The sequence below is a fragment of the Microbacterium hibisci genome, from assembly GCF_015278255.1.
Taxonomy (GTDB): Bacteria; Actinomycetota; Actinomycetes; order Actinomycetales; family Microbacteriaceae; genus Microbacterium; species Microbacterium hibisci.
Genome location: NZ_JADIJC010000005.1, coordinates 125,260 through 144,946, shown reverse-complemented (window position 1 = coordinate 144,946; position 19,687 = coordinate 125,260). Strand labels below are relative to the sequence as shown.

General features: G+C 69.9%; 20 protein-coding genes. 12 read left to right on the top strand and 8 right to left on the bottom strand.

Features of this window, described 5'->3' with window-relative positions; all coding sequences use genetic code 11:
* Positions 1-165 precede the first annotated feature (165 nt).
* Positions 166-870: a hypothetical protein gene (locus tag IM770_RS11105; RefSeq protein WP_203581201.1), complete on the top strand. Its 705-nt coding sequence runs from the start codon at positions 166-168 to the stop codon at positions 868-870.
* 423 nt (positions 871-1,293) lie between these two features.
* Here IM770_RS11105 and nrdF read toward each other — a convergent pair whose 3' ends face one another.
* The 4 genes from nrdF to nrdH are packed head-to-tail and all read right to left on the bottom strand — an operon-like array spanning position 1,294 to position 5,144.
* The gene (gene nrdF, locus IM770_RS11100) at positions 1,294-2,268 is read right to left on the bottom strand and encodes a class 1b ribonucleoside-diphosphate reductase subunit beta (RefSeq protein ID WP_109210305.1); all 975 of its coding nucleotides are present in this window, start codon (positions 2,266-2,268) and stop codon (positions 1,294-1,296) included.
* 55 nt (positions 2,269-2,323) lie between these two features.
* Positions 2,324-4,477 carry a class 1b ribonucleoside-diphosphate reductase subunit alpha gene (gene nrdE / locus IM770_RS11095; RefSeq protein ID WP_203581200.1) on the bottom strand — a complete coding sequence of 718 codons (2,154 nt, stop codon included), beginning with the start codon at positions 4,475-4,477 and terminating at the stop codon, positions 2,324-2,326.
* Positions 4,462-4,908 carry a class Ib ribonucleoside-diphosphate reductase assembly flavoprotein NrdI gene (gene nrdI / locus IM770_RS11090; protein WP_203581199.1) on the bottom strand — a complete coding sequence of 149 codons (447 nt, stop codon included), beginning with the start codon at positions 4,906-4,908 and terminating at the stop codon, positions 4,462-4,464. Before nrdI ends, nrdE begins: the two co-directional genes overlap by 16 nt.
* A 2-nt stretch (positions 4,909-4,910) precedes the next feature.
* Entirely contained in the window at positions 4,911-5,144 is a 234-nt protein-coding gene (gene nrdH / locus IM770_RS11085) for a glutaredoxin-like protein NrdH (RefSeq protein ID WP_116196298.1), read from the bottom strand.
* Positions 5,145-5,536: 392 nt separating this feature from the next.
* Between nrdH and IM770_RS11080 the strand changes: the two genes are divergently transcribed.
* A complete protein-coding gene (locus IM770_RS11080) occupies positions 5,537-6,745 on the top strand; it encodes an MFS transporter (RefSeq protein WP_203581198.1) in 1,209 nt (402 codons plus the stop codon).
* Positions 6,746-6,798: 53 nt separating this feature from the next.
* On the opposite strand, the gene IM770_RS11075 is transcribed toward IM770_RS11080, so the two are convergent.
* Both IM770_RS11075 and IM770_RS11070 read right to left on the bottom strand, forming a co-directional pair.
* Positions 6,799-7,218 carry a pilus assembly protein CpaE gene (locus tag IM770_RS11075; RefSeq protein ID WP_203581197.1) on the bottom strand — a complete coding sequence of 140 codons (420 nt, stop codon included), beginning with the start codon at positions 7,216-7,218 and terminating at the stop codon, positions 6,799-6,801.
* A 26-nt stretch (positions 7,219-7,244) separates the two neighbouring features.
* Positions 7,245-7,595: a DUF7882 family protein gene (locus IM770_RS11070; protein WP_203581196.1), complete on the bottom strand. Its 351-nt coding sequence runs from the start codon at positions 7,593-7,595 to the stop codon at positions 7,245-7,247.
* 128 nt (positions 7,596-7,723) lie between these two features.
* Here IM770_RS11070 and IM770_RS11065 point away from each other — a divergent pair, with 128 nt between their 5' ends.
* From IM770_RS11065 to IM770_RS11050, 4 genes are all read left to right on the top strand, one after another.
* Complete coding sequence (locus IM770_RS11065; protein ID WP_203581195.1) at positions 7,724-7,975, top strand: hypothetical protein; 252 nt, start codon at positions 7,724-7,726, stop codon at positions 7,973-7,975.
* 16 nt (positions 7,976-7,991) lie between these two features.
* The gene (locus IM770_RS11060) at positions 7,992-8,489 is read left to right on the top strand and encodes a MarR family winged helix-turn-helix transcriptional regulator (protein WP_203581194.1); all 498 of its coding nucleotides are present in this window, start codon (positions 7,992-7,994) and stop codon (positions 8,487-8,489) included.
* A gap of 179 nt (positions 8,490-8,668) precedes the next feature.
* The gene (locus IM770_RS11055) at positions 8,669-9,427 is read left to right on the top strand and encodes an alpha/beta fold hydrolase (protein ID WP_203581193.1); all 759 of its coding nucleotides are present in this window, start codon (positions 8,669-8,671) and stop codon (positions 9,425-9,427) included.
* Between the two features lie 81 nt (positions 9,428-9,508).
* Positions 9,509-10,681 carry an acyl-CoA dehydrogenase family protein gene (locus IM770_RS11050; protein ID WP_203581192.1) on the top strand — a complete coding sequence of 391 codons (1,173 nt, stop codon included), beginning with the start codon at positions 9,509-9,511 and terminating at the stop codon, positions 10,679-10,681.
* Positions 10,682-10,783: 102 nt separating this feature from the next.
* Here IM770_RS11050 and IM770_RS11045 read toward each other — a convergent pair whose 3' ends face one another.
* Positions 10,784-11,920, bottom strand: a complete 1,137-nt coding sequence (locus tag IM770_RS11045) for a serine hydrolase domain-containing protein (RefSeq protein ID WP_203581191.1) — start codon at positions 11,918-11,920, stop codon at positions 10,784-10,786.
* A 50-nt stretch (positions 11,921-11,970) separates the two neighbouring features.
* Between IM770_RS11045 and IM770_RS11040 the strand changes: the two genes are divergently transcribed.
* The 6 genes from IM770_RS11040 to IM770_RS11015 all read left to right on the top strand — a co-directional run bounded on the left by IM770_RS11040 (position 11,971) and on the right by IM770_RS11015 (position 18,217).
* Positions 11,971-12,507, top strand: coding sequence for a PadR family transcriptional regulator (locus IM770_RS11040; protein WP_203581190.1), 537 nt, complete (start codon positions 11,971-11,973; stop codon positions 12,505-12,507).
* 36 nt (positions 12,508-12,543) lie between these two features.
* Positions 12,544-13,815, top strand: coding sequence for a DUF445 domain-containing protein (locus IM770_RS11035; protein ID WP_203581189.1), 1,272 nt, complete (start codon positions 12,544-12,546; stop codon positions 13,813-13,815).
* 94 nt (positions 13,816-13,909) lie between these two features.
* A complete protein-coding gene (locus IM770_RS11030) occupies positions 13,910-14,260 on the top strand; it encodes a gamma-glutamylcyclotransferase family protein (protein WP_307785440.1) in 351 nt (116 codons plus the stop codon).
* 82 nt (positions 14,261-14,342) lie between these two features.
* Positions 14,343-15,230: an agmatinase family protein gene (locus tag IM770_RS11025; protein ID WP_203581188.1), complete on the top strand. Its 888-nt coding sequence runs from the start codon at positions 14,343-14,345 to the stop codon at positions 15,228-15,230.
* On the top strand, positions 15,227-15,697 hold the full coding sequence (locus IM770_RS11020) for a SixA phosphatase family protein (protein ID WP_203581187.1): 471 nt from the start codon (positions 15,227-15,229) through the stop codon (positions 15,695-15,697). The genes IM770_RS11025 and IM770_RS11020 overlap by 4 nt, the downstream gene beginning before the upstream one ends.
* A gap of 135 nt (positions 15,698-15,832) precedes the next feature.
* Positions 15,833-18,217, top strand: coding sequence for a LamG-like jellyroll fold domain-containing protein (locus IM770_RS11015; protein WP_203581186.1), 2,385 nt, complete (start codon positions 15,833-15,835; stop codon positions 18,215-18,217).
* A gap of 68 nt (positions 18,218-18,285) precedes the next feature.
* Here IM770_RS11015 and hutI read toward each other — a convergent pair whose 3' ends face one another.
* A complete protein-coding gene (gene hutI / locus IM770_RS11010; RefSeq protein ID WP_307785439.1) occupies positions 18,286-19,626 on the bottom strand; it encodes an imidazolonepropionase in 1,341 nt (446 codons plus the stop codon).
* Positions 19,627-19,687: the final 61 nt, after the last annotated feature.

The window sequence follows — 19,687 nt, the reverse complement described above, 5'->3', positions numbered from 1 at the left end:
TCAGCACGCCGACGGCTAACTAACCCAGAGTTCGACCTCAGGACACCCGACTGCATCGTTCCCCGAGCTCGCCGCGGCGGCACGAGCCAGGGTCCGCACAGGTCGACGGTGAAGCCGCCTTGAACGAGGGTCGCATCGTCGCGGTTCCCGGACAAGACTGGGCCGATGACGCCCTCTCATTCCGAGCTCGCCGCCGCCGTCGCGGCGAGCCGCAGTTGGTACGACGATGTGATGGCGCTGCACGGCGTGCCCGTCACCGTGACCGACGGGCTCTGGGTCGCCGATGGCCGAGTGCCGCCGTTTCACTCGACCGTGCTCGCACTGCGACCCGGCGTCGACCCGGATGCCGCGGCCGAGGCGATCAGAGGCCGCCAGCGAGAGGGGCTCCCGGGCGGCGGCATCGCGGACTGCTTCGCCGATCTCGACCTCGGGGGGCGCGGGTTCGAGAAGCTGTTCGAGGCCCGGTGGATCCACCGCGCATCCCCGGAGCCCGGTCTCGCCGACGGGTGGACTCAACTGGCCGATCCACGCGACCTGCGGCGGTGGAACGAACTGCACGACTATGTCGGGGTTCTGCCCGGCACGGTGCTCGCGCATCCCCGGTTCCGAGTCCTCGCGCGGTCCGCGGGCGGGTATCTCATCGGCGGAGCCGTGACGCATCAGCCCGAGAACGGCGACGTTGTGGGGCTCTCGAACGTGTGGGAGCGTCCCGGGACCGACCCGGATTGGCTCGGTTTGCTCTCCATAGTCGGCCGATTGCATCCGGGACGCGCCGTCGTGGGATACGAGCGCGGCACCGACCTCGAGCGGGCGATCGCCGAGGGCTTCGCGGTGGTGGGCACCCACCGCGTGTGGGTGCCGAACTCGTGATTCCCGAGGCGCGACCTGTCGGCGGGCACCCACGCGCAGCACTGGGTGTCCATCCCTGGCTGGAGGCGATCAAAGGACCCTCATTTCGACCCCACATGGGGTCCCCCGACCAGTAGCCGCCAATCGCCCTACGCGAACAGTCCGTTCCGCGCCGTAGCGCGGTCTGCTGAAGGTCATCTACTTGGAGTTTGGCCCATCCATGCCCGTAAAGCCGGGACGATGAGTGCGCCCACGACCGCGCCGTAATCGTTCGCCGCAGCAGTGTTCACCAATCCCTTCGATTTCCGCAGGCGTCCGCCGACGCAACACCCGCTCCGCCTCTCGCCGCAAGCGGAGAAGACACGATAGAGGCCCGGACCCGCAGAATCCTGCGGGTCCGGGCCTCTCAGCCGCCCTATTCGGGCGAGGCGTGATCTCGAACTTCTAGAAGTCCCAGTCCTCGTCCTCGGTGGCCTCGGCCTTGCCGATGACGTACGACGAGCCCGACCCCGAGAAGAAGTCGTGGTTCTCGTCGGCGTTGGGCGAGAGAGCCGACAGGATCGCGGGGTTCACGTCCGTGACGGTCGAGGGGAACATCGCCTCGTAGCCCAGGTTCATGAGGGCCTTGTTGGCGTTGTAGTGCAGGAACTTCTTGACGTCCTCGGTCAGACCGACGCCGTCGTAGAGGTCCTGCGTGTACTGCACCTCGTTGTCGTAGAGCTCGTAGAGCAGCGAGAACGTGTAGTCCTTGATCTCGTCGCGCTTGGCCTGGTCGACCGTCTCGAGTCCGCGCTGGAACTTGTAGCCGATGTAGTAGCCGTGCACGGCCTCGTCACGGATGATGAGGCGGATCAGGTCAGCCGTGTTGGTGAGCTTGGCGCGGCTCGACCAGTGCATCGGCAGGTAGAAGCCCGAGTAGAAGAGGAACGACTCGAGCAGGGTCGAGGCGACCTTGCGCTTCAGGGGCTCGTCGCCGCGGTAGTACTCCATGACGATCTGAGCCTTCTTCTGAAGGTTCGGGTTCTCGACCGACCACCGGAAGGCCTCGTCGATCTCCTTCGTCGAGCACAGTGTCGAGAAGATCGACGAGTACGACTTGGCGTGCACCGACTCCATGAACGCGATGTTCGTGTAGACGGCCTCCTCGTGCGGCGTGATGGCGTCGGGGATGAGCGACACCGCGCCCACGGTGCCCTGGATCGTGTCGAGGAGCGTGAGCCCCGTGAACACGCGCATCGTGAGGGTCTGCTCCTCGGGGGTGAGCGTGTTCCACGACTGGATGTCGTTGGACAGCGGCACCTTCTCGGGCAGCCAGAAGTTGTTCACGAGGCGGTTCCACACCTCGAGGTCTTTGTCGTCCTGGATGCGGTTCCAGTTGATGGCCTGGACGTGATCCAGGAGCTGGAGCTTCTCGCTCATCTTTCCTTCTTCTCCGAAAACGTTTCGTCTCGCAAGCTCGCTCAACGACCGGGGGTCACAGCGTGCAGCTGACGCACTCGGTCATGTCGGTGCCCTCCAGCGCCATCTGGCGGAGGCGGATGTAGTAGATCGTCTTGATCCCCTTGCGCCAGGCGTAGATCTGAGCCTTGTTGATGTCGCGTGTCGTGGCGGTGTCCTTGAAGAACAGCGTCAGCGACAGGCCCTGGTCGACGTGCTGCGTGGCGGCGGCGTACGTGTCGATGACCTTCTCGTAGCCGATCTCGTACGCGTCCTGGTAGTACTCCAGGTTGTCGTTCGTCATGAACGCCGCGGGGTAGTAGACGCGGCCGAGCTTGCCTTCCTTGCGGATCTCGATCTTCGCCGCGATCGGGTGGATCGACGACGTCGAGTTGTTGATGTACGAGATCGAGCCGGTCGGCGGCACCGCCTGCAGGTTCTGGTTGTAGATGCCGTGCTGCTGGATCGAGGCCTTCAGCGCGCGCCAGTCGTCCTGCGTGGGGATGTGGTGGCCGGCGAACATCTCCTTGACCTTGTCGGTCGCGGGCGCCCACTCCTGCTCGATGTACTTGTCGAAGAACTCGCCCGACGCGTAGGTCGAGTCGGCGAATCCGTCGAAGGTCTCGCCCCGCTCGATGGCGATCTTGTTCGACGCGGTCAGCGCGTGGAACAGCACCGAGTAGAAGTAGATGTTCGTGAAGTCGACACCCTCTTCCGACCCGTAGTAGACGTGCTCGCGGGCGAGGTAGCCGTGCAGGTTCATCTGGCCCAGGCCGATCGCGTGCGAACGGTCGTTGCCGTCCTCGATCGAGCGGACGGAGCGGATGTGGCTCTGGTCACTGACGGCGGTGAGGGCGCGGATGCTGGTGTCCACCGTCTTCGCCAGGTCGCCGCCGTCCATCGCCAGCGCGATGTTGAGCGAGCCCAGGTTGCACGAGATGTCCTTGCCGATCTGGTCGTACGACAGGTCCTCGTTGAACGTGGTGGGCGTGTTGACCTGGAGGATCTCCGAGCACAGGTTGGACATGTTGATCCGGCCCTTGATCGGGTTGGCCTTGTTCACCGTGTCCTCGAACATGATGTACGGGTAGCCCGACTCGAACTGGATCTCGGCGAGCGTCTGGAAGAACTCGCGCGCGTTGATCTTCGTCTTCTTGATGCGCGGGTCGTCGACCATCTCGCGGTACTTCTCGGTGACCGAGATGTCTCCGAACGGCACGCCGTAGACGCGCTCCACGTCGTACGGGGAGAACAGGTACATGTCCTCGCCGTTCTTGGCGAGCTCGAACGTGATGTCGGGCACGACCACGCCCAGCGACAGCGTCTTGATGCGGATCTTCTCGTCGGCGTTCTCACGCTTGGTGTCGAGGAACCGCATGATGTCGGGGTGGTGGGCGTTCAGATACACCGCGCCGGCGCCCTGACGCGCACCGAGCTGGTTGGCGTACGAGAAGGAGTCTTCGAGGAGCTTCATCACGGGGATGATGCCGCTGGACTGGTTCTCGATCTGCTTGATCGGAGCACCCGACTCGCGGATGTTCGACAGCAGCAGGGCGACGCCGCCGCCGCGCTTCGACAGCTGCAGTGCCGAGTTGATGCCGCGGGCGATCGACTCCATGTTGTCTTCGATGCGCAGCAGGAAGCACGACACGAGCTCACCGCGCTGGGCCTTGCCCGCGTTGAGGAAGGTGGGCGTCGCGGGCTGGAAACGACCCGAGATGATCTCCTCGACCAGCGCGGTGGCCAGCTTCTCGTCGCCGTCGGCGAGCGCGAGGGCGGTCATGACGACGCGGTCCTCGAAGCGCTCGAGGTACCGCTTGCCGTCGAAGGTCTTGAGCGTGTAGCTCGTGTAGTACTTGAACGCGCCGAGGAACGTCTCGAAGCGGAACTTCTTCGAGTAGGCGAGGTCGTTGAGCTTCTGGATGTACTCGAACGAGTACTTCTCGAGCACGGCGCCCTCGTAGTACTCCTTCTCGACGAGGTAGTCCAGGCGCTCCTTGAGGGAGTGGAAGAATACCGTGTTCTGGTTGACGTGCTGCAGGAAGTACTCCCGCGCCGCGCGCTTGTCGGCGTCGAACTGGATCTGCCCGTTCGCGTCGTAGAGGTTCAGCATCGCGTTGAGGGCGTGATAGTCCATGCCCTCGAAGCGCGCCTCCGTCTTGAAATCGGTCTCCGTCAGAGTTCCCACCATCGTTCCAATCCCGCGCTCACGCGTTCCACATCTTCAGGCGTGCCGAATACCTCTAGCCGGTACAAGTGCGGCACGTGACACTTGCGGCTGATGATGTCGCCGGCGAGGCAGAAGTGCTCGCCGAAGTTGGTGTTCCCCGCGGAGATCACTCCACGGATGAGGCCGCGGTTGCGCTCGTCGTTGAGGAACCGGATGACCTGCTTCGGAACAGCGCCCTTCTCGACCCCCTTGCCCTGGCCTCCGCCATAGGTGGGTGTCACGAGGACGTACGGCTCGTCGACCACGAGCGCCGGATCCGTGGAATGAAGCGGGATCCGGACTGCTCGAGCGCCGAGCTTCTCGATGAAACGTGCGGTGTTTCCCGACACGCTCGAGAAGTAGACCAGCAACGGCGCGCTCGTCGCGACGCCGGGCGCCGCGAGAGCCGACATGGTCAGGCCAGACGCGACGCGAGCTCGTCGATCTTGTCGGGACGGAAGCCCGACCAGTGGTCCTCATCGGTGATGACGACCGGCGCCTGGAGGTAGCCCAGGGCCTTCACCTGCTCGAGGGCCGCGGGGTCCTCCGAGAGGTCGTGGATCTCGTACTCGATCCCCTTGGAATCGAGTGCTCGATACGTCGCCGTGCACTGCACGCACGCGGGCTTCGTGTAAACCGTGATCGCCATGTCGATTCCGTCTCCTCAGTGCTTCCCCCGGTGGCATCCGGTGCTCTTCTCCGGCAGTCCCCCCGCCGGGAGTCCAATACTACATATGGGTACCGACATTCGTTAGCACCACAAGGGCTAGTAGTTACATCGGTGTGATTTTCCACCGTTCTCCCCATGTACAACACAGGTTGTCCACCGATTCATCCACAGTCGGCCGACCCTGGAAAACGCCTGAATCACAGGGCTTTCACCCGCCGCGACGCCACCCCTCCACAGTCGGGAACGTACTCGGGGCCGGCGACATCGGATTCGCCTGTGGAGAGCGCCGTCGGCGTGTCGCCGCCGCCCCGGGCGTGTCGCGGGCGAGGCGCACGTACGGCGGCCGTCGAAGGGTGACGTAACGTTGTCAGGTGGCCGGCTACCGGGAACTTCTGCGCACCCCCGGTGTCGCCCGCATCATCGCGGCGCAGCTGACCGCGCGCTTCCCCAACGGGATGATCAGCCTGGTGATCCTCCTCCACATCGAGGGGATCACCGGCTCGTACGGCGCCGCGGGCGTCGTCCTCGCGGCCGTGTCGATCGGCCAGGCCCTCGCCGGCCCCGTGACGAGCCGGTGGATGGGCCGCTGGGGCATGCGCCGAGTGCTGACGCTCACGACCGCGGTGGCCGCGGCATCCCTCTCGGCGATCGCCCTGCTCGTCGCCCCGGTGCCGGTCTACATCGTGCTCGGCTTCATCGCCGGCGCCGCGACGCCGCCGATCGTCGCGGCCGTGCGCACGATCTACGCCAAGATGGTGAACTCCACGCAGCTCACCGCGCTCTACTCGCTCGACGCGTCGCTGCAGGAGTTCATCTGGATCCTGGCACCGGTGCTCATCACCTTCGTCGCGACTCAGGCCGGCACCGTCGTGGGGCTGATGCTCGTCGTGGTCATCCTGGTGGCCGGCGGCGCGTGGTTCATCCTCTCCCCCGAGGTCGGGCGCGTGCGCATCCCCCGCAGCAAGCGCTCCTTCGGCAAGGTGCTCACCCGCCCGCCGATCCTGCTGGCGACCGTGATCGGGTTCCTCCTCATCGGATCGTTCGCCGCCGTCGAGGCGGGCGTGGTCGCGACCTTCGATCACGGCGGGCTCGAGGCGGGGCTCGTGCTCGCGGTCTTCTCGATCGGCAGCCTCGCCGGCGGCCTCACCTTCGGGCACCTGCCGATGGGGCGCTGGGCGATGGCGCGACGGCTGACCGTCGTGGCGATCGGACTCGCTCTCACCTCGCTGTGGATCAACGTGTGGTGGATCGGCGCGACGCTGTTCGTCGCCGGCATCGGCATCGCCCCGGCGCTGGCCGTGCTGTCGGCGGTCACCACCGCGAGCGTCAAGTTCAGCGACACCGCCGAGGCCTTCGGCTGGGTCGGCACGGGACAGCTGATCGGCGCCGCGGTCGGGTCGGCCGTCGCCGGTTTCCTCATCGACGGTCCGGGCGGCGTCTCCGCCGCGTACGTCGCCGCCGCCGCGTTCTGTGCGCTGGGGCTCGCGGTGGCGATCGTGTTCGTGCGGGGCCTGCCCGACCTACGGGTCCGCGGCGCGAGCCCGATCCCCGACACCGAGCCGGTGGCCACGATCGGCTGACCGCGGCAGCCGAGGCGCCGAGCGACCGCTTCTCATATGCGCGCCGGAGCGCGCTACGCCACCCGGTGCAGCAGCTCCAGCAGCGCGAGTGCGTAGGCGTCGGCGGGCTCCGGGTGCTCGAACACGAGCACGTCCTCCTCGGCATCCGTCCGCCGCAGGACGATCTCGACCTCGTGCGTGTCGGGAAGCCGACGCAACGCCCGGAATGCGCCGCGCAGCAGTTCCCGCAGCTGGTGCTCGTGGGGCAGCCACAGCGCGTCCTCCAGCGCCACCGAGTCCAACGCCCACTCCGTCGTGCCGTTGAAGGCCAGGATGCGTCCCGTCGGGTACTCACGGGGCTCGATGGTCATCTCGCTCACCGTGAAGACATCCGCCTCGAACTCCGGCTCGTCGAGCTGGAACCGATCGCCGGAGCGCGGATGCCACACCAGGCCGGCCTCACGCAGGGACAGGGCCAGCTCGGTCGAGATCACCAGACCATCTTCTCCCGTCGCCGACGTCAGGCGGCCACGGCCGAGATCGGCGGGGCCTCACCGGAGTGCGCCTCGAGCGCGTCGTGGTCCCACTCCAGCACGATGCCGCGGCTCGACATCGCCTCGTCCGCCAGATCGCGAAGGTACTGGCGATCGAGCGCCTCGGGTTCGGGACCGTCGAAGACGAACCGCAGCGGGATGGAGGGCTGCATCCACACCGATGTGCGCCCGTCCTCGCCGCCGTCGCCGTGACGCCAGGTCAGCATGAAGCACTCCCCGCGGCGGAGCTTCGTCGCCGCGACCACCTTCACGTGCGCGAGCACGTGGTCGGGGATCTCGGCAGGCCGGGGGTCGGCTCCGTAGTACAGGTAGGCCATCTCTCCTCCTCCTCATGATCAGGGATGGCATATCCGCCACCAACTGTCAATCCCAGTGAATATGTATCACACGTGTTGTGTAATTCACTAGCCGTCACATCATGTGACGGAGTAAGGTAGGGAGAACGATGACGACGGTCGATGGCATCGCGGAACGCACCAGGGTCAGCGAGGCACTCGCCACCTGGCACGAGGTCGACAGCGGCTTCTGGGTGGGGAACACCGGCGGGGCGTTCCTGGGCTCGATCGAGCGGCTCGCCCGCGGGCGCTTCCTCGCACGCGACGCGGTCAGCCAGGTCGTGGGCGAGTACGCCGGACTGGGGTACGCACGCCGCGCCGTCGTCGAGCGAGCACCTGTCGAGCGAGCACCTGTGGAATGAGATCGGGGAGGGACGAATGCCCCAGAACGTCGTGCAACACGAAGGCGAGCACCTGTACGCCGCGCAGCCCCAGTCGGCGGCCGGCCAGCAATTGAGCGAGGCGATCCTGCACCTCCGGCGCTCCGAACGGCGCCAATCGGATCGCGCCCTGCGCGCATCCGGCCTGTCGAGCCTCGACCTCACCGCCCTGCGCTACCTCGTGCAGGGCCTGCGCGACGAGCGCGACCTGGGCCCGAAGGACCTCATCGTCATGCTCGACACTTCCAGCGCGACGGTCACCAACGTGGTGGAGCGCCTCGTCACGCGGGGTTACGTCACCCGCACCCAGCACCCGACGGATCGACGGGCGCACTTCCTCGTCCCGACGCCCGAGGCGATCCGTCGCGTCGACGAGGCGTTCGGCGCTCATCACGCCACCATCGTCGAGGTGATCGACGGTCTTTCCGTAGATGAGGCCGAGTGCGCCGCGGCCGTCCTGGGCAAGATCGCCGACGCGCTCGACTCGGTGGACTGACGCGACCGTCACCGACAGCGCCGGCCACGGCCGCACACCGCACGCATCGCCCCACCTGCCGGACGGCCCGGCGGGACGCCGCATGCATCCTGCCGTCCGCCGCACGCTTCCTGCCGTCTCCCGCTGCGCATCCTGTCCGGCGCCGCAGTCGGCGCGCGCGCGGCGCCTAGGCTGAGCGCATGCCTTCCCCCGTGACCCTCCCCCGCCTGTCCTGGGGTGCGCCTGACGCCTCGCGTCGTGCGCTCCTCATTCACGGCCTCGGCTCGAACGGCGCGCTGATGTGGCGCTACGGCGTCGCCCTCGCGGAAGCCGGCTGGCGGGCGGATGCCGTGGACCTGCGCGGGCACGGAACCGCTCCGCGCGCGCTCGACTACACACTGGCGGCCTACGCGGGCGACGTGGCGGCCGCACGGCCCGGCGACGGCGGCACGTGGGACCTGGTGATCGGCCACTCGCTCGGGGGCGCGGCATCCGTCCTCGCCGCCGCAGGCGACCCGTCGTGGACCCGCCGGCTCATCCTCATCGACCCCGCCATCGCGCTCACCGAGCGCGACCGCGACATCGTCCGCGACAGCCAGACGCGCTCCTTCGACGACCCGTCCCCAGAGGCCGTGCGGGCCGAGCATCCGGACTGGCACCCGCAGGACGTCGAGCTCAAGGCGCTGTCGGCGCAGCAGGCGAGCCGCTGGGCGGTGGAGCAGACCAGCGCGCAGAACCTGCGCTGGGACGTGACGGATGCCGCACTCCGCCTCTCCGTGCCGACGCACGTCATCGCATCCGACCCCGACGTGTACTCGATCTTCCGGGGCAAGCCCGCGGAGTCGGCCGTCGCGCCGAACCCGGCGATCACCGTCTCGGTGGTCGCCGGCGCCGGGCACTCGCCGCATCGCGACAAGCCCGAGTCGACGATCGACGCCCTCCTCGCCGTCCTGACCTGACGAGCGGCGCATCGCGCAGCACCTGACGCGCGGCGCATCGGGCACGACCTGACGGACGGCGCATCGCGCAAGAATGGCGGTGTGACCTCTTTCGATCCGGCCGACATCCTGCCCGGCGAACTGCTCGAGCGCTTCCGCGGCCGCGCCGCCGTCCACGATCGCGAGAACACCTTCCCCGACGACGATCTCGCCGACCTGAAGGAGGCCGGCTACCTGGCGATCCTCGTGCCCGAGAGCCTCGGCGGGCGCGGTCTCGGGCTGGCCGAGGCATCCGTCCTCCAGCAGCGCCTCGCGGGAGCCGCCCCGGCGACGGCCCTCGCCGTCAACATGCACCTCGTCTGGACGGGCGTGGCGAAGGTCCTCGCCGACCGCGGCATCGACGCCCTGCGGTTCGTGCAGGAGGGCGCGGCCGCGGGCGAGGTCTTCGCGTTCGGGATCAGCGAGGCGGGCAACGACCTGGTGCTGTTCGGGAGCGGGACGGACGCCGCACCCCTCCCCGACGGCGGCTATGCCTTCTCCGGCACCAAGATCTTCACGTCGCTCGCGCCGGTGTGGACGCAGCTGGGCCTGCACGGCCTCGACACGTCGTCGGAGGACGCACCGCGGATGGTCTACGCCTTCGTGCCGCGCTCGGAGGTGCAGGCGGGGCGCGTGGTGGTCCGCGATGACTGGGACACCCTCGGCATGCGCGGCACGCAGTCGCGCACCACGGTGCTCCAGGACGCGGTCGCTCCGGCGGACCGCGTCGTGCGGCGGCTCACTCCGGGCCCGAACCCGGATCCGCTCGTCTTCGGCATCTTCAGCGTGTTCGAGCTGCTGCTGGCCTCGGTCTACACCGGCATCGCGCGGCGCGCGCTGGATCTCGCGGTCGAGGCGGCGGGCAGGCGCACGTCGAAGCGCACCGGAAAGGCGTACAGCCAGGACCCCGACATCCGATGGCGCATCGCCGGCATGGCGCTCGCCTACGACGCGCTGCCCCCGCAGATCGACGCCCTCGCACGCGACGTCGACGGGCTCGCAGACCACGGCGCCCGCTGGTTCTCGCTGCTCGCCGGCGTCAAGCACCGCGCCGTCACGGCGGCCAAGTCGATCGTCGACGACGCCGTGCTCGTGGCGGGCGGGTCGTCGTACTTCTCGGCGAGCGAGTTCAGCCGTCTGTACCGCGACGTGCTCGCCGGGCTCTTCCACCCGTCCGATCCGGAGTCGGCGCACTCCACCGTCGCGACCGCGTGGCTCGGACCACTCGAGGACTGAACCCGGCGCGGCGGGTCGAACGCGGGCGTGCGGCGACTCAGACCTCGCGGCGGCCGAGACCCGGCTGCCCGGCGGGGCGTGCAGGGGCTCGGCCCCGGGGGTTCAGTCACGCAGGGCGCGCATCAGCAGCTGCATGAGCCGGATGTGCACGCGGAAGCTGCGCAGCATCTCGCCGGTGGCGTGGAAGTTGAGGATCACGCGGATGCCGCGCTCGGGCACTGTGAACGCGTGGGCGGCCGTCACACCGAGGTGCCCGAACGGCCGCGGCAGCCCCCGCAAGAACGGGGAGAAGCCGTCGTAGTGCAGGCGCATGAGGCCCGCCCCGTAGCGGATGCCGGGGCGGAAGCGGTGGTGGGTGTCGGCCATCGCGCGGCGCGACGCCTCGCCGAGGAGCACGCCGTCGCCCCACGCGGTCCAGAAGCGCGCGAGGTCGTCGAGCGTCGACACGACCCCGCCGCCACCCCAGTCGCAGCTGAGACTGGTCGCCCGGCTGAGCTCGTGGCGCCCGAGCCACAGCGGCGCGAGGTCGAGGTCGGCCGCCGGGCTCTCCGACCCGGAGCGCTCCCCTCCCGGCAGCGTGTGGAAGAGCAGGCACGAATCGTCCATCCCCGCCGGCGCGAAGACGCCCTCGTGCAGCTGCGCCCCGAGGGATGCGCCGCCTGCCTCCTCCACGACGCGTCCGAGCAGGACGTACCCGGTGTCGGAGTACGAGAATCGGCGGCCGGGCTCCGCGACGGGGCGCTGATGGTCGCGACTGAATGCGAGGAGCTCGGCGGGCGTCCACAGCCGGCCGGGCTCCGTCACGAGGAGGTCGGCGAAGCGGGGCCCGCCCGTGACGCGTCCCTCGAAGTAGTCGGCCGCCCCGCCGGTGTGCGTGAGGAGATGACGCGCCGTCACCGCGGACACGCGATCCACACCGTCGCGGACGAAGAGCCCGCGCCAGTCGTCCTTCGGCAGCACCTGCGTCAGCGGAGCATCGAGGTCGAGCGCGCCCCGCTCGGCGAGCTGGAACGCCCGCGTCGCCGTGACCGACTTGCCGACGCTCGCGGCGTGGAAGCGGCGGGGCCGGTCGCCCGACGTGAACTCGAATCCCGGCGCCTGGATCAGCACCTGCGCGGGCGGCAGGTCGCGCCGGCTGCGCGCTCGATCGGCTCCGGCGACGGCACGCGACAGGGCCGCGGCGAGGCGGCCGGGCTCCCCGATGGCCGGCGTGCGAAGATCGGTCTCGACATCACTCACAGATATACCCCTTAGACATCTCTCCTAGAGATATAGCACGCGGAGACGATATGCAACAGGTCATCCTCGGACTGCTGATCCTTCATGGTCCGCTGTCGCTGTACGCGGTGCAGCGCCAGTTCCAGCAGGGCGTCTCGCTCTTCTACAGCGCCAGCTTCGGCAGCATCCAGCGCGCCCTCAAGCAGCTCGCCGAGCAGGGGCTCGTGACGGTGGCGGATGCCTCGTCCGGCGCCCGCGGCAGCAAGCCCTACACCGTGACCGCTGCCGGAAGACGCGCCTGGCACGAGTGGATGCTCTCTCCCGTGACCGGCGGCGACGTCGAGACGACTGTTCTCGCTCGCACCTTCTTCCTCGGTCTCCTCACCGATCCTGCCGAGCGCCGGCAGGCGCTCACCGCCATCCGCGCCCGCGTCGAGGCGGACCTCGCCGAGCTCGAGGAGGTCGCCCGGCGCGTCGATGCCGGCGAGATCCCGGCCGAGTTCGCCGACGTCTTCGCGTTCCAGCGGGCGACCCTTGACTACGGCATCCGTTCGAACCGCCTCGCTCTTACCTGGTGCGACGAGCTCGTGGCAAGCGTCGAGCGGTGAGGCCCCGGCGCGCCGAGCGCGTGCGAGGATGACCCCATGGCGCGGACCCCGACCCATCTGCTGAGCCCCGCCGACCAGGTGCGTCGACGGGGGCTCCGCACGATGAAGGGCGTCGCGCTCGGCGCGCTGATCTTCATGGCGGTGCTGTTCGCCTTCTCGTTCGCGTTCCAGCAGGAGATCCCCGCACTGGCGTACGTCCGGGCGGCGGCAGAGGGCGGGATGGTGGGCGCGCTGGCCGACTGGTTCGCCGTGACCGCGCTGTTCCGGCATCCGCTCGGCATCCCGATCCCGCACACGGCGATCATCCCGAGCCGCAAGGACGAGATCGGCCAGACGCTGGGCGAGTTCGTCGAGACCGAGTTCCTGCGGGGCGACGTCGTGCGCACCAAGCTGGAGCAGACCGCGATCTCGGCACGGCTCGGCGAGTGGCTGAGCGAGCCCGCGCACGCGGAGCGCGTGGCGGCCGAGGCATCCGTCATGGCTTCCAGCGTGGTGCAGGCGCTCAGCGACGACGAGGTGCGCGACGTCATCGAAGAGCTCGCGCGCGAGCACCTCATCGCTCCCGACTGGGCACCGCCCGTCGGCGCATGGCTCGGCCGCATCATCGACGCGGGCGGCCACCACAGCGCCGTCGACCTCGTGGCCGACACCATCGCGGCGTGGCTCGAGGCGAACAAGACGGCGTTCACGGGACTCGTGTCACGGCGGCTGCCCTCGTGGGTGCCGTCGGTGGCCCACCGATTCGTCGACGACACCGTGTACAACGAGGCGGTGAAGCTGGTCGCGGCGGTGCGGGCCGACCCGCAGCATCCTGCCCGCATCGCGATCGACGGGTACCTCGCCCGCCTCGCCGACAACCTGCAGCACGATCCCGCGACGATCGGGCGCTTCGAGGACGCCAAGCTCGCGGTCTTCGACAGCCCGCGGGTGCGCGAGCTCGCCGCCGAGGTGTGGACGACCGCGAAGGCGGGCCTGCTGCACTCCCTCGCCGACCCCGACAGCGGCCTGCGGCGGCGAGCGGCGCAGGCGCTCGCCGAGATCGGCGCACGGCTGACGACGGATGCCGCGCTGCAGCGCCGCGTCGACTCCTGGGTCACCGACGCCGCGGTGTTCCTCGTCGACCGCTACCGGCACGACATCGCGTCGATCATCACCGACACGGTCGAGCGGTGGGACCCCGCGGAGACGACCGAGAAGATCGAGCTCATGGTCGGGCGCGACCTGCAGTACATCCGGCTCAACGGCACGATCGTCGGCGCCCTGGCGGGCCTCGCGATCTTCTCGATCGCCCACGCCCTGCTGGGTTGAGCCGGCTGCGCCGATCAACGGCGTTCCGGCCGAGGCGTGTTAAATGTCGATGACAGACCGGCGGCCGCAGCGGCGCAGCGGGTTTACTGGTGGCGTGTCCGCGGACCAGCCCACCCACCTCCTCTTCACCTACGGCACCCTGCAGCAGCCCGAGGTGCAGCTCGACACCTTCGGGCGCCTGCTCGAGGGCGAGGACGACGCGCTGCCGGGCTACACCGTCGACTACGCCGAGATCGCCGACCCCCGCGTCGTCGACCTCTCGGGGCTGTCGGTGCATCCCATCGTGCGTGAGACGGGCAACCCTCTCGACAAGGTCGTCGGCCGTGCGCTGCGGGTGACCGAGGACGAGCTCGAGGCCGCCGACGAGTACGAGGTGTCGCTGTACCGCCGGATTTCCGTCGTGCTCGCGAGCGGCCGGCCTGCGTGGGTCTACGTGGCGGCCTGACGCGCCGGGCTCATCGTGACGAGACAGCACCGTCCCGAGGCCGTGCTGTTGTGAGGTCTCGCAACATGGGTAGCGTGAACACGTGACGCTTCCGCACGATCCCCTGTGGCCGCGCGCCGGTGCCTGGCCCGCCATCGACGGCGGAGAGTGGGATGCCGCGATCCTGGGCGTGCCCGCCTTCCGCACGTCCCTCTCCCCCACCGGTGCGCACGCGACGCCCGCCGCCGTGCGCGAGGCACTGCGCCGGTACAGCCCGACGCTTCTCGGGCCGCCGCCCGTGGACCTGAACGAGGTGCTGCGCATCGCCGACGCGGGCGACGTCGAGGATCCGGACGGGCCCGAGGGCGAGGCATCCGTCCGCGCCGCCGTCGCTGCACTCCGCGGGCGGGCTGATCTCGTCGTCGCGCTCGGCGGCGACAACTCGCTCACGTACGCCGTGACGCAGGGCGCCGGGGCGTCGGGTCTCATCACGATCGACGCGCACTTCGACCTGCGCGACGGCGTCTCGAACGGCTCGCCGGTGCGCCGGCTCGTCGAGGACGGCCTCGACCCGCGGCGGATCGTGCAGCTCGGGATCGCCGACTTCGCCAACTCCGTCGCGTACGCCCGGCGCGCCGCGGACCTCGGCATCACGGTGGTCACGATGGACGACGTGCGCCGCCGCGGTGCGGCAGACGTCGCCGCGGAGTCTCTCGAGATCGCCGGCGCCGACGGCGGAGCGGTGCATCTCGACATCGACGTGGACGTGTGCGACCGGTCCGTAGCGCCCGGTTGCCCGGCATCCGTACCCGGCGGCCTCGCGGCGTGGGAGCTGCGGGCGCTGGTGCGGGCCGTGGCCGCCGACAGCCGTCTGCACAGCGCCGACATCGCCGAGGTCGACGCGACGGCGGATGCCCCGGACGGACGCACCGTGCGCCTCGCCGCGCTGTGCGTGCTCGAACTCCTCGCAGGAAAGGCGGCCCGACGATGATCACCCTCGCCCTGGTGCGGCATGCGAAATCGGACTGGGGCGACCCCGGCCTCGATGACCACGACCGGCCGCTGAACGATCGCGGCACGCGCGACGCCCCGCGCATGGCGCGGCGGCTGGCGGCGACCGGCTTCCGCCCGGACGTGATCCTCTCGAGCACCGCGCTGCGCGCCCGCACCACCGCCGAGGCCTTCGCCGCAGAACTCGGCGTCGCGGTGTCGCTCGATCCCGACCTTTACGGGGCGCCCGCGTCGGCGCTCCTCGCCGCGGCCGCGGCGACCGGTGCGGGCTCGGTCATGGTGGTCGCGCACGACCCGGGCATGAGCGTGCTCGCCGGACGGCTCTCCGACGGCGGCATCGGCCACATGCCGACGTGCGCGGTGGCGACCTTCACGTGGAGCGACGACGACTGGGACGTCGCGACCTCGCTCGACCCCGACGACTGGACCATCGACACCCCTCGCTGATCATCGGGACGGAAATCTCTTTCTACATCGTTGTACTCCTGCTCTACATCGTTGTAGATTCCTGTCTACGGATCGCCGGCTCGAGGTCGAGTCGCGGCATCCGTGCATCCCGTCCACCGTCGAACAGGAGACTCCATGCCGCGCCGCGCACGCCCACGCACCGCGATCGCGCTCACCACCGCCGGAATCCTCGCGGCGGGCGCGCTCTGCGCGACCCCCGCGTGGGCCGGTCCCGAGCCCGCTACCCCGCCCACGCCCGTCTTCGAGGACGTGACGGTCCACGACCCGTCCATCGTCACGTCGGGAGAGGACATCTGGGTCTTCGGATCCCACGGCGCCTCGGCGCACACCACCGACCTGATGTCGTGGGAGCAGCACACCATCGACCTCTCGCAGAACGCCGACAACGCGCTCTTCGACGACATCTACACCGAGCTGGCCGAGGCCTTCGAGTGGGCCCAGACCTCCACGCTGTGGGCAGCCGACGTCATTCAGCTCCCCGACGGCCGGTACGCGATGTACTACAACGCCTGCGAGGGCTCGTCGCCGCGCTCGGCGCTCGGCCTGGCCGTGTCGGACGACGTCGACGGCCCGTACGAGAACCAGGGCGTCCTGCTCAAGAGCGGCATGTGGGATGAGGAGTCCGAAAACCCCGGCGAGATCTACGACGCACGCATCCACCCCAACGCCGTCGACCCCGACGCGTTCTACGACGCCGACGGGCGCATGTGGATGGTCTACGGGTCGTACTCGGGCGGGATCTTCCTGCTGGAGATGGATGCCGCGACCGGCGAGCCGCTCCCGGGTCAGGGCTACGGCACGCACCTCGTGGGCGGCAACCACAGCCGCATCGAGGCGCCGACGATCCAGTACGACCCCGAGACGGGGTACTACTACCTCTACCTGTCGTTCGGCGGTCTCAGCGTCGGCGGCGGGTACGACGTGCGCGTCGCGCGGTCGAAGGACGTCGCGGGTCCCTACCTCGACGCGCAGGGCAACGACATGCGCGATGTGAAGTCCGACCCGGCGCTGCCGCTGTTCGACGACGTCTCGATCCAGCCGTACGGCGTCAAGCTCATGGGCGGCCACCTGTTCGGCCGCGAGCTCGGCGACCCGGGCACCGGCGTCGGCACCGGCTACGTCTCGCCCGGCCACACCTCGTGGTATCAGGACCCCGACACTGGCCGCATGTTCATGGTGTTCCACGCGCGCTTCCCGGGCTCGGGCGAGCTGCATGAGGTGCGGGTGCACCAGATGTGGATGAACGAGGACGGCTGGCCCGTCGTGTCGCCGATGCGCTACGCGGGCGAGACCGCGGGGAAGGTCAAGCGCGGCGACGTCGTCGGCGCGTGGCAGCTGGTCGACATGGGCAAGGACATCACGGCCGCGGCGGCCGCGGCATCCGATATCTCGCTCGGCAAGACCGGCACCATCACCGGCGCCGTCGACGGCGGATGGAAGCTCACCGGCCGGCACACCGCGACACTGACCGTCGACGGGGTCGTCTACCGCGGCGTCTTCGCGCCGGTGTGGGACACCGACCTCGAGGCGTGGTCGACGGGCTTCACCGCCGTCTCCGACGACGGCGTCACGCTGTGGGGCCGCAAGACGGTGGAGCTGACGGATGCCGCAGCCGTCGACGCCGTCGTCGCAGACCTCTCCCTCGGCGACACGTCGGCGGTCACAGTCGACCTCGAGCTGCCGACCTCCGGCACCGGCGGGACGACGATCTCGTGGTCCTCGTCCGACGCGGCGGTCGTGGCCGCCGACGGCACGGTGACCCGGCCCGGAATCGGTGAGCCCGACACGCACGCGACGCTGACCGCGGTGGTCGCCAACGGCTCGGCTTCGGCATCCGTGTCGTTCGAGATCACCGTCCTCGCCCGCACGCCCGGCGTGCTCGCCGGTGCGTGGTCGTTCGACGGCTCGCTCGCCGACACCGCCGGCGCCTTCGCCGACGCGACGCCCACCGGCGCGCGCATCGACGCCCCTGCCGTCGGCCCGGCCTCGTTCGCGGCCGACGGCGTCGCCGGCGGCGCGCTGCACCTCGACGGCACGAGCGGGGTTCGCCTGCCGGACGGCCTGGTGCAGGGCTCGTCGTACTCGGTGAGCATGTGGCTGCGGCCCGAGGCGCTCACCGCGTACACGACGGCGTTCTTCGCGGCGGCGAACTCGTCATCGTGGGTCAGCCTCGTGCCGCGCGGCCACGACGGCGTCGGCGGCTCGACGATGGTGTGGTCGGGAGCCCAGTGGTACGACGCGGGCACCGGCCGCAGCCTGCCGGTCGGCGAGTGGTCGCACGTCGCCTTCGTGGCCGACGCCGGCGCCCTGTCGGTGTACATCGACGGCGAGCTGCGGTTCCAGGGCACGGGCTTCCCCGACGTGCTCTCGGGTGCGGGCAACGTCTTCGCGCTCGGCGTCAACTGGTGGGACGCGCCTTTCCGGGGCGACGTCGACGAGCTCTCGGTGTGGAGCTCGGCGCTCTCGCCCGACGACGTCGCGGAGCTCGCCACCCGCTGATCGCACACGCACGACAGGAGCCGCCCGGCGTCACGCAGGGCGGCTCCTTGTCGGCGGCGGCGGCTCCCTCAGTGGCGGCGGCTCCGTCCGTGGCGGATTTCGCCGCCGATCCACACGTCGCGCACGAGCGGGACGCCGGGGCGGTACGCCAGGTGCACGCGGGTCGGCGCGTCGAGCAGCACGAGGTCGGCGCGCACGCCCGGGGCGATCGCCCCCACGTCGTCGCGGCGCAGCGCGCGAGCCCCGCCCGCCGTCGCCGCCCAGACGGCCTCGGCCGGTGTCATGCCCATCTCGCGCACGGCGAGCGCGATCATCAGCGGCATCGAGCTAGTGAAGCTCGAGCCTGGATTGCAGTCGCTCGCGAGCGCCACCGTCACCCCCGCGTCGATCAGCCGGCGGGCGTCGGGGTACGGCTGGCGCGTCGAGAACTCGACCCCCGGCAGCAGCGTGGCGACGGTGCCCGAGCCCGCGAGCGCGGACACGTCTTCCTTTGACAGGTACGTGCAGTGGTCGACGGATGCCGCGCCCGCCTCGACCGCGAGGCGCACGCCTTCGCCCGGCCCGAGCTGGTTGCCGTGCACGCGCGGCTCGAGGCCGTGCGCGACGCCGGCGGCGAGGATGCGGCGCGACTCGTCGGGCGTGAAGGCCCCGCGCTCGCAGAACACGTCGACCCACCGGCTGTGCGGAGCGCAGGCGCGCAGCATCTCGTCGCACACCAGGTCGACGTACTCCTCGCGGCGCTCGGCGTACTCGGCGGGAACGACGTGGGCCCCGAGGAAGGTGACCTCGGGCGTCACCTCGGCGGCCAGGCGCGCGAGGCGCTCCTCGTCGGCGACGGTGAGCCCGTAGCCCGTCTTCACCTCAAAGGTGGTCGTGCCCTGGCCGTGCAGCTCGGCCACGAACGCACCGAGTCGCGCGCGCAGCTCGTCGTCGGTCGCGGCCCGCGTGGCCGCGACGGTGCGCCGTATGCCCCCTGCGGCATACGGCGCACCGGTCATGCGCGCCTCGAACTCGTCGGCGCGGTCGCCGCCGAACACCAGGTGCGTGTGGCTGTCGACGAACCCCGGGATGACCGCCCGCCCCCCGGCGTCGACGACCTCGACCCCGCCGCCCGCCCCGTCCCGGGGCCCGTGCCCTTCCCCTGGCCCGTCCCCGTCCCGCGAGAATCCATCGGGAGGCCGAGACCCTGGGAATCCCCCATGGTCTCGTCGCTCAGATGGATTCTCGCGGTGGAGGTCGCGCGGGGTGGCGACCACCGCGGCGGGCGGCACCTCGGCGGCGGGGCCGACCCAGGCGATCCGGTCGCCCTCGATCAGCACCGCCGCGTCGCGGATCGTACCGAGCGGGTCGCCGTCGCGTGCGACGTTGGTCGTCAGCTCGCCGATATTGGTGATGAGCGTCGTGCTCACGGCATCCGTCCGTTCATGTCCCGATCTTTCGCTGGCGTGTCCCGGACACGGTGGGAGGTGC

What these genes read in the sequence shown, in the direction of transcription:
- IM770_RS11035 (WP_203581189.1), top strand. Translation starts at nt 12,544, where the DNA reads ATGGCGCGGACCCCGACCCATCTGCTGAGCCCCGCCGACCAGGTGCGT.
- IM770_RS11040 (WP_203581190.1), top strand. Translation starts at nt 11,971, where the DNA reads ATGCAACAGGTCATCCTCGGACTGCTGATCCTTCATGGTCCGCTGTCG.
- IM770_RS11020 (WP_203581187.1), top strand. Translation starts at nt 15,227, where the DNA reads ATGATCACCCTCGCCCTGGTGCGGCATGCGAAATCGGACTGGGGCGAC.
- IM770_RS11065 (WP_203581195.1), top strand. Translation starts at nt 7,724, where the DNA reads ATGACGACGGTCGATGGCATCGCGGAACGCACCAGGGTCAGCGAGGCA.
- IM770_RS11055 (WP_203581193.1), top strand. Translation starts at nt 8,669, where the DNA reads ATGCCTTCCCCCGTGACCCTCCCCCGCCTGTCCTGGGGTGCGCCTGAC.
- nrdI (WP_203581199.1), bottom strand. Translation starts at nt 4,908, where the DNA reads ATGTCGGCTCTCGCGGCGCCCGGCGTCGCGACGAGCGCGCCGTTGCTG.
- nrdH (WP_116196298.1), bottom strand. Translation starts at nt 5,144, where the DNA reads ATGGCGATCACGGTTTACACGAAGCCCGCGTGCGTGCAGTGCACGGCG.
- nrdE (WP_203581200.1), bottom strand. Translation starts at nt 4,477, where the DNA reads ATGGTGGGAACTCTGACGGAGACCGATTTCAAGACGGAGGCGCGCTTC.
- IM770_RS11105 (WP_203581201.1), top strand. Translation starts at nt 166, where the DNA reads ATGACGCCCTCTCATTCCGAGCTCGCCGCCGCCGTCGCGGCGAGCCGC.
- IM770_RS11060 (WP_203581194.1), top strand. Translation starts at nt 7,992, where the DNA reads ATGCCCCAGAACGTCGTGCAACACGAAGGCGAGCACCTGTACGCCGCG.
- IM770_RS11015 (WP_203581186.1), top strand. Translation starts at nt 15,833, where the DNA reads ATGCCGCGCCGCGCACGCCCACGCACCGCGATCGCGCTCACCACCGCC.
- nrdF (WP_109210305.1), bottom strand. Translation starts at nt 2,268, where the DNA reads ATGAGCGAGAAGCTCCAGCTCCTGGATCACGTCCAGGCCATCAACTGG.
- IM770_RS11070 (WP_203581196.1), bottom strand. Translation starts at nt 7,595, where the DNA reads ATGGCCTACCTGTACTACGGAGCCGACCCCCGGCCTGCCGAGATCCCC.